15 protein-coding genes and 1 tRNA gene are annotated in these 14,686 nt (G+C 66.3%); 11 read left to right on the top strand and 5 right to left on the bottom strand.

The features are described from left to right. Window positions 1–80: 80 nt before the first annotated feature. The 4 genes from ASF79_RS02955 (at window position 81) to ASF79_RS02970 (ending at window position 3,626) form a co-directional block, all read left to right on the top strand. The gene (locus ASF79_RS02955) at window positions 81–857 is read left to right on the top strand and encodes a hypothetical protein (protein ID WP_055775721.1); all 777 of its coding nucleotides are present in this window, start codon (window positions 81–83) and stop codon (window positions 855–857) included. Continuing rightward, the gene (locus ASF79_RS02960) at window positions 854–1,792 is read left to right on the top strand and encodes a ThiF family adenylyltransferase (RefSeq protein ID WP_055851745.1); all 939 of its coding nucleotides are present in this window, start codon (window positions 854–856) and stop codon (window positions 1,790–1,792) included. The genes ASF79_RS02955 and ASF79_RS02960 overlap by 4 nt, the downstream gene beginning before the upstream one ends. 51 nt (window positions 1,793–1,843) lie before the next feature. Then, window positions 1,844–2,938 (top strand): Rv2578c family radical SAM protein, encoded by a 1,095-nt coding sequence (locus ASF79_RS02965; protein ID WP_055851748.1) that lies wholly within the window; start codon window positions 1,844–1,846, stop codon window positions 2,936–2,938. 73 nt (window positions 2,939–3,011) lie between these two features. Beyond that, window positions 3,012–3,626, top strand: a complete 615-nt coding sequence (locus ASF79_RS02970) for a thymidine kinase (RefSeq protein WP_055775712.1) — start codon at window positions 3,012–3,014, stop codon at window positions 3,624–3,626. Here ASF79_RS02970 and ASF79_RS02975 read toward each other — a convergent pair. From ASF79_RS02975 to ASF79_RS02990, 4 genes are all read right to left on the bottom strand, one after another. Continuing rightward, a complete protein-coding gene (locus tag ASF79_RS02975) occupies window positions 3,623–4,339 on the bottom strand; it encodes an SGNH/GDSL hydrolase family protein (protein ID WP_055851750.1) in 717 nt (238 codons plus the stop codon). The genes ASF79_RS02970 and ASF79_RS02975 overlap by 4 nt on opposite strands. 112 nt (window positions 4,340–4,451) lie before the next feature. Next, window positions 4,452–4,528 (bottom strand) — tRNA-Pro (locus ASF79_RS02980). 57 nt (window positions 4,529–4,585) lie between these two features. Beyond that, on the bottom strand, window positions 4,586–5,524 hold the full coding sequence (locus tag ASF79_RS02985) for a metallophosphoesterase (protein WP_055851752.1): 939 nt from the start codon (window positions 5,522–5,524) through the stop codon (window positions 4,586–4,588). 13 nt (window positions 5,525–5,537) lie between these two features. After that, entirely contained in the window at window positions 5,538–8,015 is a 2,478-nt protein-coding gene (locus ASF79_RS02990) for a transglycosylase domain-containing protein (RefSeq protein WP_162239059.1), read from the bottom strand. A gap of 110 nt (window positions 8,016–8,125) precedes the next feature. Here ASF79_RS02990 and ASF79_RS17515 point away from each other — a divergent pair, with 110 nt between their 5' ends. Together ASF79_RS17515 and ASF79_RS02995 are read left to right on the top strand one after the other, a co-directional pair. Beyond that, complete coding sequence (locus tag ASF79_RS17515) at window positions 8,126–8,296, top strand: hypothetical protein (RefSeq protein WP_181035762.1); 171 nt, start codon at window positions 8,126–8,128, stop codon at window positions 8,294–8,296. After that, on the top strand, window positions 8,296–8,766 hold the full coding sequence (locus ASF79_RS02995) for a RidA family protein (protein WP_055775701.1): 471 nt from the start codon (window positions 8,296–8,298) through the stop codon (window positions 8,764–8,766). Before ASF79_RS17515 ends, ASF79_RS02995 begins: the two co-directional genes overlap by 1 nt. A gap of 13 nt (window positions 8,767–8,779) precedes the next feature. Here the strand turns inward: ASF79_RS02995 and acs are convergent, their stop codons facing one another. Further along, the gene (acs, locus tag ASF79_RS03000) at window positions 8,780–10,732 is read right to left on the bottom strand and encodes an acetate--CoA ligase (protein ID WP_055851757.1); all 1,953 of its coding nucleotides are present in this window, start codon (window positions 10,730–10,732) and stop codon (window positions 8,780–8,782) included. Window positions 10,733–11,134: 402 nt separating this feature from the next. On the opposite strand from acs, the gene ASF79_RS03005 reads away from it, so the two are divergent. From ASF79_RS03005 to ASF79_RS03025, 5 genes are all read left to right on the top strand, one after another. Then, window positions 11,135–12,259 carry a CpaF family protein gene (locus tag ASF79_RS03005; RefSeq protein ID WP_082495648.1) on the top strand — a complete coding sequence of 375 codons (1,125 nt, stop codon included), beginning with the start codon at window positions 11,135–11,137 and terminating at the stop codon, window positions 12,257–12,259. After that, the gene (locus ASF79_RS03010) at window positions 12,256–13,191 is read left to right on the top strand and encodes a type II secretion system F family protein (RefSeq protein ID WP_055851760.1); all 936 of its coding nucleotides are present in this window, start codon (window positions 12,256–12,258) and stop codon (window positions 13,189–13,191) included. The genes ASF79_RS03005 and ASF79_RS03010 overlap by 4 nt, the downstream gene beginning before the upstream one ends. A gap of 100 nt (window positions 13,192–13,291) precedes the next feature. Further along, the gene (locus ASF79_RS03015; protein ID WP_082495649.1) at window positions 13,292–13,522 is read left to right on the top strand and encodes a DUF4244 domain-containing protein; all 231 of its coding nucleotides are present in this window, start codon (window positions 13,292–13,294) and stop codon (window positions 13,520–13,522) included. A gap of 13 nt (window positions 13,523–13,535) precedes the next feature. Continuing rightward, window positions 13,536–13,925 (top strand): TadE family protein, encoded by a 390-nt coding sequence (locus ASF79_RS03020; protein WP_055775694.1) that lies wholly within the window; start codon window positions 13,536–13,538, stop codon window positions 13,923–13,925. Then, window positions 13,922–14,680: a M15 family metallopeptidase gene (locus tag ASF79_RS03025; RefSeq protein ID WP_055851764.1), complete on the top strand. Its 759-nt coding sequence runs from the start codon at window positions 13,922–13,924 to the stop codon at window positions 14,678–14,680. The genes ASF79_RS03020 and ASF79_RS03025 overlap by 4 nt, the downstream gene beginning before the upstream one ends. Window positions 14,681–14,686: the final 6 nt, after the last annotated feature.

The raw sequence follows: 14,686 nt of genomic DNA on the forward strand, positions 1-14,686 counted from the left end.
TACGACGTCGTCGTGCTGTATGTGGGAGCGTGTTGTGGCACTGAGTGTATTGCGTTGGTTTTCTCTGGTCGCGGGTGACCATGTCGCGCATTGACCGCACCGTCTCGAACCACGAGGTCATTCCGGTCGTGCCGACGTCGAGGGTGTTCGAGTCGAATCCCGAGTCGCGTCTGAGCGCCGGCATTCTTGCTGTCGACGGTCGGGCCGTGCCGGGCCTCGAGGCCGAGTACGCCGCTCACTTCCAGCTCCGCCGCCGCGTCTACGTCGATCAGACGGCGCAGCTGGCCGCCGACGAGCTCGACGAGGACGGCACCGATAGAGATCAGGACGATGCGCGTTCGGTGACATTCGCCGTCTTCGAGCAGGCGGATGCCGGCGTGCGCATCGTCGGGGTGTCGCGACTCATCGTGAGGGGCGATCGTCCATTGCCGGTCGAAGAATTCTGCCCCGACGCGTTCGCCGCCATCCCCCTCAGCGGCAACGCCGTCGAGGTATCGCGCGTGATCGCGCGGCACGAGAAGGCCGCCTTGCAGGATCTCGTCCAGTGGCAGCTGTTCGCACTGATGCTGGCCTACATTCCGCCGCACGGACTCGGCAGGACCTTCGCCATCATCGAGCCCTGGCTCGAACGGCACCTGCGCGGAATCATCGCGCTGGAGCGCATAGGCGACGTACGCTACGTCGCGCATTATCTCGACTACAACGTGCCCATCGAGATCGACATCCCCGAGTCGACGGTGTGCGTCGACGCCCGCAACGATTCCTTCATCGCCGCGTTCCAGGCTGCGGATCCGGGGCTGGCATATTTCGGACGAGCGCCGCGGCGCTCCTCGGAGCCGGAGAGGGTCGACGCATGAAGACGATCTCTTCGCCCGAGTTCTCTCGAAACTACGGTTTCTGGAGCGAGGCCGAGCAGGGCGCCTTGATCGCCAGCCGGGTCGCCATCGGAGGCGTCGGCGGAGATGGTTTTCAGCTCGGGGTGAAGCTCGCGCGCATGGGGGTCGGATCGTTCAGCGTCGCCGATCCCGAGGTGTTTGAGAGCGAGAACGTGAACCGCGTGGAGGGAGCCAAGACTTCCAGCATCGGGCGGGCCAAGGTCGACATCTTCCGTGAGACGGTGCTCGACATCAATCCGGGGGCGACCGTGGATGTCTGGCGAGAGGGTGTGACCCGCGACAACACGCAGGAGTTCATGCGCGGAGCTCACCTGGTCTTCGACGAGTCCGAACTCACCCGGCCCGAGATCGGCACCATGATCGCTCGACAGGCTCGGCTTCAGGGAATCCCCGACGTTTTGGTCATGAACGTGGGATTCGCCGCCCAGGTCATGTCGTTCGCGCCCCGGAGCGCCTGGACCTTCGAGCGGTTCATGGGCTTGTCCGCCACCGAGGACCTCGATCAGATCAGCGAGCGGAGTGTCGATCTGAGTCGGTGCCTCCCTTACATTCCGCCGTACACCGATCTGCGCAGCCTCATCACGCTGCAAGAAGACGAGACCGGTGACGTCTCGCTGCCATCGATCTCGGTGGGTGTCGACCTCGCATCGGCGATCGGTTCGGTTCAGGCGTTCCTGCACCTCACCCGCTCGGTGTCGTCGAGCAGGCGCAGACAGCCTGTCTGGGCGCCGCGGATGGCCTACATCGACGCGTACGCCCTCACGGCCAGAGTGGTGAAGGCGTCGAAAGCCACTCACATGCGTCATCTCGCGATCGCGGCTCTTCGGCAGAAACTGGGGCGCAACCCTCTCGCCTCGTACACTCCGGCCGACATGCAGAAGCGATCCGCGTCGTAAGCGCTGACGCCTGAGCTTGACGCGAATTCGAATGTATGTTCGACTGTCGGAATGCGGTGGAGTAGTCAGGCGATAGCAGCGACCGAACCGTCGGCGTTGCCCGGGCTGGCGAAACTCAACAACCTCGTGCGCTCGGTGCAAACCCCCGAATTCGCAGGGGTCACGTTCCACGAGATCCTCGCCAAGTCGGCTCTCAACAAGATTCCCGGCGAGAGCAAGGCCATTCCCCATGGCTGGACAATCAACCCCTACCGAGGCTGCAGCCACGCGTGTGTCTACTGTTTCGCACGGCCGACCCACACGTATCTCGACCTCGATGCGGGGGCTGATTTCGACGCGCAACTCATCGTCAAGCTCAACGTCGCAGAGGTGCTCGAGAAAGAGCTTCGTCGTCCGTCGTGGCAGCGCAGCCCGGTGGCTCTGGGCACGAATACAGACCCGTATCAACGCGCCGAGGGGCGTTACCGACTGATGCCCGACATCATCTCGGCCCTCGCCCGGTCGCAGACGCCGTTCTCGATCCTCACGAAGGGCACTCTCCTCCGGCGCGACCTGCCGCTTCTCGTCGAGGCGAGTTCGTCGGTGCCCCTCGACCTGGCCATGTCGATCGCGATCTACGACGACGAACTGCAGCAGTCGATCGAACCGGGCACGCCCTCCACCAAGGCTCGCCTCGCGACGGTGACGGCCATACGAGACGCGGGTCTCGAGTGCAGTGTCTTCCTGATGCCGATCCTGCCCTATCTCACCGACACGAAGGCGCATCTCGACGAGGCTCTGCGTCAGGTCAAAGCCGCGGGAGCGACGACGGTGCTCTACACGGCGCTACACCTGCGTCCGGGGGTGAAGACCTGGTTCTTCGAATGGTTGCAATCCGCGCATCCCGAACTCGTCGAGCAGTACGGGCGCATGTATTACGGGGCGAACAGCTACGCGCCGAAAGACTACAGAAAGTGGTTGGCGGCGCGCATCCAGCCCCTCATTCGTGCGCACGGCCTGCAGCGGGGCATCGAAGATGCCGCATCCGGAGGAATTCGCAGCTCGGCCATCAGGCCGAACGATCCCTACACGAAACGGGGGCCGTCGCTGTCGCCGGAGTCGATCATCCCAGAGGAGATCGCCGAGGGGCAGCCGACCCTGTTCTGACCATCGCAGCGCGCGTCCCCGGCCGCGTCGGGTGCGGGGTCGGCACGATGCGCGAGCAACTACCCTGGGATGCGTGGCAAAACTCTACTTCCGCTTCGGGGCGATGAACAGCGGCAAGAGCACGGCGATGCTCCAGGCGGCCTACAACTACGAGGAGCGCCATCAGAACGTGCTGATCGCCAAGCCCTCGGTCGATACCAAGGGCGACACGCGCATCGTCTCTCGACTCGGGGTCACTCGCGCGGTCGACTTTCTCGTGACGCCGTCGTCCCATCTCCGCGCCGACTTCATCGAGCGCCGCGATCTGTCCATCGCCACGGGGTCGGGCCCGATCTCGTGTCTTCTGATCGACGAGGCGCAATTCCTCTCGCCCGAGCAGGTCGACGACGCTCTGCGTATCGCGATCCTCGACGATGTGCCGGTGTTGGCCTACGGCATCCGCACAGACTTTCAGACGTCGGCGTTTCCGGGCAGTGCGCGGCTCATGGAGATCGCGCACAGCCTCGAAGAGCTCAAGACCATCTGCCGGTGCGGGCGCAAGGCCATCTTCAACTCGCGCAAGATCGACGACGTGTTCGTCTTCGATGGCGCCCAGGTCGCGATCGACGGCGAGCACGTGACCTACGAGTCGCTGTGTGGCGTCTGCTATCTCGACGAGAGCGGCGGCGTGCTCGGAGGCGCTTCCTAAGCCGAGCGGGTCGGCAGAAGTCGGCTGAGCGCCGGCGCGAGGTACTTTGCCATCTCTGCGTGACCGACGTCTGTCGGGTGCACCCCGTCTGAACCCACCTGGCCCGCTGGGCCAGCGATCAACCACTTGTCGGTGATCGTATCGACGAAGGCGTTGCCGTCTTGCAGGGCCGCATCGCGTACGGCGTTCCGTGCCGTCGTGATGCCCTTCGGCGTGGGCGTCTCGCCCCACGGTGAGGCGACTGCGAGAATCACCGCCGCCGGGGCTTGATCGTGGATGCGGGCATAGGTCTCAGCGGCACCGGCTCGGATCTCGGCCGCCGTGTTGTCGGCGTCATCGTCGCTGCCCAACACGACCACGACGGACGCGTTCTTCGGGACCTTCTTGGCGAGGGAGAGGAAGGTGCGAGAGTCGGTGCCGGCCGAGGCATAGCCTGAGCCGTCCGCGGTCAGGGTCATATAAGGAAAGCCGAGCTTGGCCGAAAGCAATGACGGGTAGCGGGCGATGCCGCCGGTATCCATCGCCGATCCGCCGGTGAACGAGTTGCCGATGAAGACGACCAAGGGCCGCTCGCCCACGGTCTTCTCGACGGCTGCCGCGGGCTGCGCCGAGGCGAACACCCCGCCGAACAGGAGAACGGTCACGGAGGCCACAGCGGTCAGGAGAGTCACGATGCCGTTCCGTCGCGGACTGCGGCGAGCGAGTGTGTTCACTCTCGAAACCTAGCGGAGTAAGCCGAGTGTCGACTCGGAGCGTGACTACTTCGTGATCTGTACATTCCGTAAACGAAAAAGACTCCCTCTCGTGTGAGAGGGAGTCTTTTCGTGGTCGGGGTAACAGGATTTGAACCTGCGACCTCGTCGTCCCGAACGACGCGCGCTACCAAGCTGCGCCATACCCCGATCAGCCCGAAGGCCTCAATCATCCTAGCCGATTTCGCCGGGTGCCGCGTGCACCGGTCAGCGAGAGGCAGTGAGCGTCAGCAGCGTCGCCTCGGGCAGGCACGCGAAACGGAACGGAGCATAGATCGATGTGCCGAGACCGGCGGAGACGTTGAGGTAGGCCGCGCGAAGCCCGTGTCGCCAGACGCTCAAGCCCTTGACCTGGTCTCTCGGAATGTCGCAATTGGTGATGAGGGCGCCGAATCCGGGCACGCACACCTGGCCGCCGTGCGTGTGGCCGGCGAAGATCACGTCGGCGCCGTGCGTCACGAAGGAGTTGAGTACACGCTGATACGGCGCGTGAGATACGCCGATCGTGAGGTCGGCCGAGTAGTCGTCGTCTTCGTCCTCCCGCAGTTCGTCGAGTGCCCCCGGAATGCGGTCGAGTCGGTCGTAGTGACGGTGCGGGTCGTCGACGCCGAAGAACTCGATGCGCGTGCCGTTGACGACCAGATTGGTGGCGCGGTTGTTGAGGTTCTGCCACCCCAGGTCGCCGAACGTGTTCTCGAGCCTCTTCGTGTCGAGCCTGGTCGGGTCGCGATGCATCTTCGACGGCCCCATGAAGTAGCGCAGAGGGCTCTTGAACGTCGGTGCAAAATAGTCGTTCGAGCCGTTGACGAAGACGCCGGGAACTCCTCTGAACGGCTCGAGCGATTGCGCGATCGCGTCGTAGGAGTCGACGTGACCGAGGTTGTCACCCGTGTCGACGACCAGATCGGGTTCCAGAAGCGCGAGTCGCCTCACCCACTCCTGCTTGTCGTGCTGCCACGGAGCCATATGCAGATCAGAGATGTGCAAGACCCGGATGTCCGCCGCACCGGCAGGGAGCACGGGGGCGGAGACGCGGCGAAGGGTGAAGAGGCGGCGCTCCACAAGGGAGCCCCACCCGAAGGCAGCAGCTCCGGCCGCCACGGTCAGCCCAAGGGCTGTCGCGGCGGCCGTCGCCTGACGGGACAATGCCACCTCGTCGCTACTTCTTCTTACAACCGATGATGTACACACCCTGGCTGGCGGGGTTGGCGAAGCTGCCGACCGCGGGTTCTGTTCCGATCGGTTTCTGCTCGTTACACCCGTCGCCGGTCACCTGGTACTTGGTACCCGCGAACTTCCAGCCGGCGGGCCCGAGCTTGTTCGCCGCTTCGCCGATGCTGTTCGATCCGGAGATGACGTCGGGGACGCTCTTCAGCGCTCCGTTGCTCGTGTAGACGGTGACCGTCGCGCCCTTCGTGGCGTTCTCGCCACCCGCGGGAACGCTGCCCGCGGCGGTTCCGGCGGGCGCCTCGTTGTCGGTCGCGCCACCGTCCTGGAAGGTGAAGCCGGCGGCCTCGACCAGCGACTGCGCCTCTGCGATGGTCTTTCCCTGCACCGAGGGCACGGCGACCTGCGGCGTGCTGGTCAGCGAGCTGTTCGGGGTGGGGAAAGCGTCTCCGCCGTACTTGGCGTTGGCAGCTCCCATGTACTGGCTCCACGTGCTGAAGCGCATATCGGCGACGTTTCCGTAGTCAGGAACGCTGGTGTAGCGCACGGAGACATCACCCACGATGTTGCCCACCCAGATGGCGGTGGCCAGTTTCGTGGATGCGCCGGCGAACCACACGTGCTTCTCACCGTCGGTGGTACCCGTCTTACCGATGAGGGGGATACCGTCGCCTGGTCGTGCTGCTCCACCGGTTCCGCCGTTCACGACCGCGGCCATCGCGACGTCCATCGCGGCGGCGACGTTCGGGTCGACGACCTGGTTGCAGGTGGTCGCGGGCACGGGGATCTCGGCGCCCGTGCCGTCGACGATGCGCTCGATGGCCTTGGGCTGGCAGAAGAGGCCGTTGGCCGCGATGCCGGCGTAGGCGGCGGCCACGGTGAGCGGGGCGACCTCGTTCGTGCCGAGCACGCTCGAGACGTTCTGCTGCATGGGCGTGCCGTCGGCGCGGTGCATACCGAACGACTCCGCCGTCTCGGTGATGTCGCACATGTCGAGCTTCTGCGCCATGCCGATGTAGGCGTTGTTGACCGAGGAGGCGGTCGCGGAGACGATGTTCATCGACCCCGGGTTCGCTGCGCCGTCGTTGGCCGACTTGTAGGTTCCGCCGCCCGCGCCCTGGCAGCGGTTCTTGAACGTCGCGAGGTTGAAGGTGCGCACGCTTCCGTTGACCTGTTCGTTGAGCGAGTGACCAGTCTTGAGCCAATCTGCCAGCGTGAAGACCTTGTACGTCGATCCCGAGGGGAATCCGGTCGAGCCGCCGTAGGCGTAGTCGGTGCTGAAGTTGACCGAGGTCTCGTTCGGCATCGTCGTATCGGGGTCGTCGTTGAACGTCTTGTTCTGCACCATCGCCAGGATCTTTCCGGTTCCCGGCTCGACGGTGACCATCGAGGAGCCGAGGTTCAGCTGCTCCGGGTTCTGCGGAACGTTCTCGTTCATCGACGTGATGGCTGCGGTCTGCAGATCGAGGTCGAGCGTGGTGAAGATCTGGTAGCCGCCCGTGCGGAACTTCTGCCAGCGAGACTCGGCACTGTCGCCGAAGGCCGCGTCGTTCTTGACGATGTACGACACGTAGTCGCAGAAGTAGCCCGCGCCGATGTTCTCGTTCGCCGTCTTGCAGCCGGTCGACGGCTGCACGATGTTCGGCGTGACCGGAGTCGCTTTGGCCTCGTCGAACTGCGCCTGCGTGATCTTGTGCTCTTTGAGCATGGCCGGAAGGATGTTGACGTCGCGACGAGCCTGGTTCTCGGTGATCTTCTCCGGAGCGTCGGGCTGGTCGATGCGCAAGCCGTTGGGTTCGTTGACCATGGCGACGAGGCTGGTCGCCTGCGCCAGCGTCACGTCTTTTGCGGACACGCCGTAGTAGTACTGCGCTGCCGCTTCGATTCCGTAGACGGTGCCGCCGAAGTTGGAGATGTTCAGGTAGCCCAGAAGGATCTGATCCTTCGTGAACTCCTTCTCGAGGCCGATGGCCAGCTTCATCTCTTTGAGCTTGCGGTCGACCGTGGTCTTCGTGGCGTCTTCGAAGGCCTTGTCGCGCTCGGCCTTGTCTTGGATCTCCTCGGTCTTCTGAATGAGGATGTTGCGCACGTACTGCATCGAGATGGTCGACGCACCGGGGCCGTCTCCGCCGGCCGCGCTCTGTGCGGCAGCGCGAGCGGCCGACACGATGTCGACTCCACCGTGCGTGTAGAAGCGCGGGTCCTCGACAGACACCACAGCGTCCTTCACGAACGGCGAGATCTGATCCCACCCGACCTCTTCGCGGTTCTGGTCGAAGACCGACGCGAGAAGAACGGGGTTGCCGTCGCTGCCCGTGGCGTAGATCTCGGACTTCTGAGCGAGCACATCGGGGCGGATGTTCGAGGGCAGGTTCTCGAACATGCCGATGGAGTTGTTGGCGGCGATTCCGGTGACTGCGAGCGCGGGGGCGACCATGGCCGTCACGAGGACGCCGGCAATGGCGCTCATCCCCACGAGTCCAAGGATCGCTCCGATGACGCCGCTAACCTTAGATTTCTGGGCAGACATATGCTCGAGAGTAATCGATGATGCTGGCAAATGCCCAGAAAGGAACGCGGATGCCCACTTGGGAGTACGTCACAACACCGCTCATGATCCACAACACCACGGGGATCCTCAACACCTGGGGCGCGAAGGGCTGGGAACTCGTGCAGATCGTCACGGGCCCCGAGGGTGGGCTCGTCGCCTATCTCAAGCGCCCGGTAGCGCCGGCGGGCGAGGCCTCCTGATGAGCGCGATCGCTGCGCGTCTCGCTGAACTCGGGGTCAGCATCCCCACGGTCGTGCCCCCGGTCGCGGCCTACATTCCCGCCGTGGTCTCGGGCAACCTCGTGTTCACCGCGGGTCAGCTTCCGTTCGTCGACGGCAGCCTCGAGTACACCGGCAAGGTCGGAGACGGCCACGAGCTCGTCTCGCCGTCGATCGCCAAGTCGCTCGCCCGGACATCCATTCTGAACGCGCTCGCCGCGGTCGAGAACGTGATCGGCTCGCTCGACCGTGTGACGCGGGTCGTCAAAGTGACCGGTTTCGTCGCATCCGACCCGTCGTTCACGGGCCAGCCCGGCGTGATCAACGGCGCATCCGAGTTTCTCGGCGAGCTGTTCGGCGACCGCGGCATCCACGCGCGTTCGGCTGTGGGCGTCGCCGCCCTCCCACTCGACGCTCCCGTCGAGATCGAGGTGATCGTCGAGTTCGCCTAGGCGCCTCGACCGATTACTTCAGCTTGTCGGTGATGATCTGCATCACCTGCGTGTCGGCGAGGGTCGTGGTGTCTCCGACCTCACGGCCCTCGGCCACATCTTTGAGAAGGCGTCGCATGATCTTGCCCGAACGCGTCTTGGGCAGTTCGGCGACGAGGAACACGGTGCGGGGCTTGGCGATCGCGCCGATCTGCTCGGCGACGTGGGCGCGAAGCAGAGCGGATGCCTCCTCGGCGGACGCGACGTCGGCCTGGCTCGTGCGCACGATCACGAAAGCGACCACCGCCTGACCCGTCGCCTCGTCTTCGGCCCCCACCACGGCGGCCTCGGCGACCAGGGGATGCGACACCAGCGCCGACTCGATCTCCGCCGTCGAGAGCCGGTGGCCCGAGACGTTCATCACGTCGTCGACACGGCCGAGTAGCCAGAGGTCGCCATCGCGATCCCGGCGCGCGCCGTCGCCGGCGAAGTATTTATCGCCGAACTTGTCCCAGTACGTCTCCTTGTAGCGCTCCGGGTCGCCCCAGATTCCGCGGAGCATCGACGGCCACGGTTCGCTCACCACGAGCAGGCCGCCCGAGTCGAGCCCGACGTCGTGCCCGTCGTCGTCGAGAACCTCGATCTGGATGCCGGGAATGGCGACCTGCGCCGAGCCCGGCTTGAGCGTGGTCACCCCGGGTAGCGCGGAGACCATGATCGCTCCGGTCTCTGTCTGCCACCACGTGTCGACGATCGGCGTCTCACCGCCGCCGATCACATCGCGATACCAGATCCACGCCTCGGGGTTGATCGGCTCGCCCACCGAGCCGAGCAGGCGCAGACTCGTCAGATCGAACTGCTGGGGTATCTGCCGGCCGGCCTTCATGAACGAGCGGATGGCCGTGGGCGCGGTGTAGAAGATGCTCACGCCGTATTTCTGAATGATCTCCCACCAGCGCCCAGCGTGAGGTGAGTCGGGCGTCCCCTCGTAGAGCACCTGGGTCGCTCCGTTGGCCAGTGGGCCATAGACGACGTAGCTGTGTCCGGTGATCCAGCCGACGTCGGCGGTGCACCAGTACACGTCTGTCTCGGGTCGAAGGTCGAAGACCGACTTGTGCGTGAACGCCGCCTGGGTGAGGTAGCCGCCGGAGGTGTGCAGGATCCCCTTCGGCTTTCCCGTGGTTCCCGAGGTGTAGAGGATGAAGAGCGGGTTCTCGGCCGCAAAGGGCTTCGCCACGTGCTCGTCGTCGACGGCCACCATCTCGTCGTGCCACCATAGGTCTCGGCCTTCCACCCACTCCACGTCGTTGCCGCCGCGCTTGACGACGAGCACGTGCGAGACGGTGCTGTCGCCGTCTGCCGCCAGTGCGGCATCCACAGCCTGCTTCAGCGGGAACACCGAGCCCTTGCGGTACCCGCCGTCGGCCGTGATCACCAGCTTGGCGCTCGCATCGTCGATGCGGCTGCGCAGGCTCTCGGCGCTGAATCCGCCGAACACCACCGAGTGCACGGCGCCGATGCGCGCGACGGCCAGCATCGAGATGACGGCCTCCGGAATCATGGGCAGGTAGATCGCCACGCGGTCGCCCTGGCGAATGCCGAGGCTGGTCAGCAGATTGGCCGCGCGCTTCACCTCGCTGGTGAGCTCGGCGTAGCTGTAGCTGCGAGAGTCTCCCGGCTCGCCCTCCCAGTGCAGGGCGATGCGGTCGCCGTTGCCGGCGAGCACGTGGCGGTCGAGGCAGTTGTAGGCCACATTGAGGGCACCGTCGTCGAACCACTTCGCGAAGGGAGGGTTCGTCCAGTCGAGGGTGCGGGTGAACGGCGTGTGCCAGTGCAGCAGCTCGCGCGCACGATCGGCCCAGAACTGCAGGCGGTCGTTTTCTGCCGCTTCGTAGAGGTCTGCGCCCGCGACGGCGGTCGCCGCGAACTGCTCGGTGGGCGGAAAGCGGCGTGCCTCGTGGAGAAGGTTGTCGATGCGATTGCTCATGAGTTTCAGTGCGCTCCTTTGCGACGGCTGGTGCAAGCTTAGCCAGCCTTCGGCGGGGCGGAAGGAGGGCGATGTTGCATCGCGTTGCCCCCGGAGAATGGGACTCCGCCGGGGGCCGCTGAGAAAAAGCTGAGGGAAGTTGCGGTTGTGTTTCCGGCGAGTAAACTCGATCCCACTGGAACTCGTTTCCAGATGCAGCGCACTAACGGATTCCCCCAATCCAGCGTTGCTACGGCGGCACCTTTTCCCCCCATTAGGTGCCGCCCCTTCTTTTTTAACCGACCGTGTCGCGGGCTTCGGCGGGAGTCGACTCTTCTCCTCCCCAGGGGTTGCTCGGGCGAACCGTCCACAGTCTTGCGGCCGCCGCGCCACGCCGCACTCGGCCCTTCTACGGTCGTGGACATGGCAAGCAGACAGCTCACGGACGACAGGCCCGGCGAGGCAGCGCGCGAGCGCGAACCCTTCGTCGCAGCTCCCGTGCTGAGCGCGCCTCCAGCCGTGCCCGCGCCGCCGTCCCCCACCGCCGGCGCGGGCACGCACCCCTCCGCGGCACAGCGGCCCTCGCCCGTGCCGCGCAGCCGCGCCGGCGCATCCGACTTCGGGCCGCTGGCCGGGTACGTGAGCGACCCCGACGTCACCGACGTCTTCGTGAATGGCCCCGACGATCTGTGGATAGACCGGGGTACCGGACTCGTACGGCAGCCGGGGTGGTCGTGTCCCAGCGAGGTCAAGCTCAGAGAGCTCGCCGTCGCGATCGTCGCTCGCGGCGGGCGGCACATCGACGAGGCCACGCCCTGTGCCGATGTGCGGCTCCACGACGGCATCCGCGTGCACGTGGCCCTGCCTCCGATCGCGCCGAGGGGAACGCTCCTGTCCATCCGCATCCCGCCGCTCGACCGACCGCGCCTCGACTCGCTCGCGGCATCCGGGCTGTTCGGCGAGGGTGCAGAGTCGCAAGGTGCCCGCACGTTCATCGACGAGGCCGTGCGCAGCCGTGCGAATCTGCTCATCACGGGCGCTGGCGGCAGCGGCAAGACGACTTTCCTCTCCGCGCTCCTGGCGGCCGCCGATCGAGCCGATCGCATCATCGCGGTCGAAGACGTCGCCGAGCTCCGCGTGGAGCATCCCCACTTCATCGCGCTCGAGACCCGCCAGCCGAACCTCGAGGGGGCGGGCGGCGTCGGGCTCGATCGGCTCTTGCGGGAGGCGCTGCGAATGCGGCCCGACCGGCTCGTTCTGGGCGAGTGCCGGGGTGGCGAGATCCGCGAACTGCTGTCGGCCCTCAACACCGGTCACGATGGCGGCGCGGGAACGCTGCACGCGAACTCCCTCGACGATGTTCCGGCGCGCCTCGAGGCGCTCGGCTCGCTCGCCGCGATGAGCCCAGAGACGGTGGCGCGGCAGGCGGTGAGCGCCATCGGGCTCGTGCTCCATCTCGAACGCCGCGGCTCACGCCGGGTTCTGGATGCCGTGGGCCGGTTCGGCATCGACGCCGCCGGGCGGCTGCGGGTCGAGGCGATGGAGTGAGGGCGGCAGATGCTCTGTCCGTCGAGGCCGTCGCATCGGTGGTGCAACGGCTCGCGGTGATGCTCGGTGCCGGTGTGGCGCCCACGAATGCGTGGAGCTATCTGCGCGACGCGGGCGACCCGTCAGACCAGATCGTCGGCGCCGTCGCCCGATCTGTCGCCGCCGGCGGCTCGATTCCCGAGGCGATCATGAGTGCGGCGTCGTCCACCGAGGCAGCGCAGGCCGGTTCCGCGTGGCGAGCGGTCGCCGCGTCGTGGTTCGTCGCCAACGAGAGCGGGGCTCCCCTCGCGTCGAGCCTGCGTGAGACCGCCGACACCCTTCGTCAACTCGGGCAGCTGCATCGTGACGTCGATGCCGCCCTCGCCGGCCCTCGATCCACAGCGCGATTCGTCGGCGTGATGCCCGTGCTCGGGCTGCTGTTCGGAGCCCTTCTGGGCTTCGACACGATCGGCGTGCTGTTCGGCACCCCTTTGGGCGTCGGCTGCCTCGTCGCCGGAGCACTGCTGACGGTGGCTGCCGCGCGGTGGACATCCAGGCTCGTGGCCCGAGCGAGACCGGCCGAATCGTCACCGGGCCTGACCGCCCAACTGGTGGCCATCGGGCTCGCGGGCGGGGGATCGCTGGCACGGGCCCGCGACCTCGCGACCGAGGCGCTGACTCGGCACGATCTCGGCGAGTCAGACGATGCCCATCGCATCGACCGGGTGCTCGAACTGTCCCGCGCGGCGGGGGTTCCGGCGGCGGAACTGCTGCAGAGCGAGGCCAGGCAGATCGGTCGCGAGGCGACGAGCCGAGCACAGTCGCGCGCGGCGGCTCTCGGCACCACGCTCATGATTCCCCTCGGTGTCTGCGTGCTCCCGGCATTCATGCTGCTCGGCGTCGCTCCGATGATGATCGCCATCTTCTCCTCCACGGTGGTCGAACTCTCGTGAGCCCGCACAGATCGGGCCCGGTCGCTGAACTCGCCCACCTCCGCGGCGAGGCTGGAGCCCCCCCACCCCCACTCGTGCCGAAACCGAAAGAGAGCGAGCAATGATGAGCGACCAGAACACGACCTTCCCGCTACAGGCGAGGCCGACCGAGACTCCCGGGCGCGCCATGCGTGCGCTCGCCGACGACGAGGGAGCCGCGACGGCCGAGTATGTCGTCGCCACCATGGCGGCGGTGAGTCTGGCCGGCGTCCTCGTCATGCTGCTGCGCGGCGATGCGGTCAAGCAGATCCTCATGGATCTCGTGCGCACAGCGCTGAGCGTCGCCGGATAGGCGAGGCAGCGCGATGCAGCAGATCCGGGGGCGCATGCTCGGCATGTTCCCTGTCTTCCGTGCCCTCCGTGCCGACGGCGGCAGCGTCACCATGGAGTTCGTCACCGTGCTGCCGGCAGTCCTCGTCATCGTCGCGGCCGTGCTCGGAGGGTTTCAGCTCATCGTGCAGCAGATGCGGGTCGCCGATGCGGCGTCATCGGCGGCCCGACTGCTCGGCCGCGGCGACGACTCGGGTGCAACAGAAACGGTCGCGAAGCTACTCGGCGATGGCGCGGTTCTCACGTCGAGCGTCGACGGGCGATTCGTCTGCGCGACGGTCACCGTGGCGGCGGCGGCCGGCCCGTTCGCCCTTGCAGCGATTCCGGTGTCGTCGAGTACCTGCGCGTTGGGAGGCGGACAATGACTCTCCGTCGACGACTCGCCGGTGACCACGGTGCGGGAGGAACGCTGGCGCTGATGGTCGCCGCCGGAACGCTGGCCTTCTCCCTGCTCGCCCTGTCGCTCTTCTCTGTGCTGCCCGCCAAGGCCAGGGCGAATGCCGCAGCGGATTCGGCCGCGATCGCCGCGGCCGAATCGGCGTCGGTGCGGTCGGCTGACGAGTCGTGCGCCGTCGCGGCCGAGGCCGCGACGCTCAACAAGACCACACTGCTGAGCTGCGATGTGGTGGGCGGTGAAGCGACTGTCACCGTCGGCCAGGAGATCCTCGCGACGACGTTCTCCGTCGCAGCCAGGGCGGCGGTTCCTCGGCCGGCTGCCCAAGTCTCGGGGGTGAACGGAGCGATTCCGCTCGAAGACCTCGTGGTCATCTCGTATCCGGGCGTCCGTGCCGATCCGCCCGTCTACCTGCGCTCCGATGCGGCATCCGCACTTCTGCAGATGCTCGACTCCTATCACTCGCAGACAGGCGACTACCTTCCTGTCGACGAGGGCTATCGCGATCTCGCCGGTCAGCAGCGGGTCTTCAACGAGTACGGATGGCCCCGTGCGGCCATTCCCGGCACCTCGAACCACGGGCTGGCCATCGCCATCGACTTCGTCAATCCACCCGTCGTGCGGGGAGCCTCACCGCATGCCTGGCTCGTCGACAACGCTGCGCAGTTCGGGTTCGAACCGCTCACCGATCCCGACGAGCCGTGGCACTGGGATTATGCGGGGTGATACTGC

Origin of the sequence: Agreia sp. Leaf335, from assembly GCF_001423605.1 — a bacterium.
GTDB lineage: Bacteria > Actinomycetota > Actinomycetes > Actinomycetales > Microbacteriaceae > Agreia.

Excerpts from the sequence above, each read along its gene's own strand:
- ASF79_RS02960 (WP_055851745.1), top strand. The coding sequence starts at position 854 with ATGAAGACGATCTCTTCGCCCGAGTTCTCTCGAAACTACGGTTTCTGG.
- ASF79_RS03025 (WP_055851764.1), top strand. The coding sequence starts at position 13,922 with ATGACTCTCCGTCGACGACTCGCCGGTGACCACGGTGCGGGAGGAACG.
- acs (WP_055851757.1), bottom strand. The coding sequence starts at position 10,732 with ATGAGCAATCGCATCGACAACCTTCTCCACGAGGCACGCCGCTTTCCG.
- ASF79_RS17515 (WP_181035762.1), top strand. The coding sequence starts at position 8,126 with ATGCCCACTTGGGAGTACGTCACAACACCGCTCATGATCCACAACACC.
- ASF79_RS02955 (WP_055775721.1), top strand. The coding sequence starts at position 81 with ATGTCGCGCATTGACCGCACCGTCTCGAACCACGAGGTCATTCCGGTC.
- ASF79_RS03015 (WP_082495649.1), top strand. The coding sequence starts at position 13,292 with ATGATGAGCGACCAGAACACGACCTTCCCGCTACAGGCGAGGCCGACC.
- ASF79_RS02965 (WP_055851748.1), top strand. The coding sequence starts at position 1,844 with ATGCGGTGGAGTAGTCAGGCGATAGCAGCGACCGAACCGTCGGCGTTG.
- ASF79_RS02990 (WP_162239059.1), bottom strand. The coding sequence starts at position 8,015 with ATGAGCGCCATTGCCGGCGTCCTCGTGACGGCCATGGTCGCCCCCGCG.
- ASF79_RS03005 (WP_082495648.1), top strand. The coding sequence starts at position 11,135 with ATGGCAAGCAGACAGCTCACGGACGACAGGCCCGGCGAGGCAGCGCGC.
- ASF79_RS02995 (WP_055775701.1), top strand. The coding sequence starts at position 8,296 with ATGAGCGCGATCGCTGCGCGTCTCGCTGAACTCGGGGTCAGCATCCCC.
- ASF79_RS03020 (WP_055775694.1), top strand. The coding sequence starts at position 13,536 with ATGCAGCAGATCCGGGGGCGCATGCTCGGCATGTTCCCTGTCTTCCGT.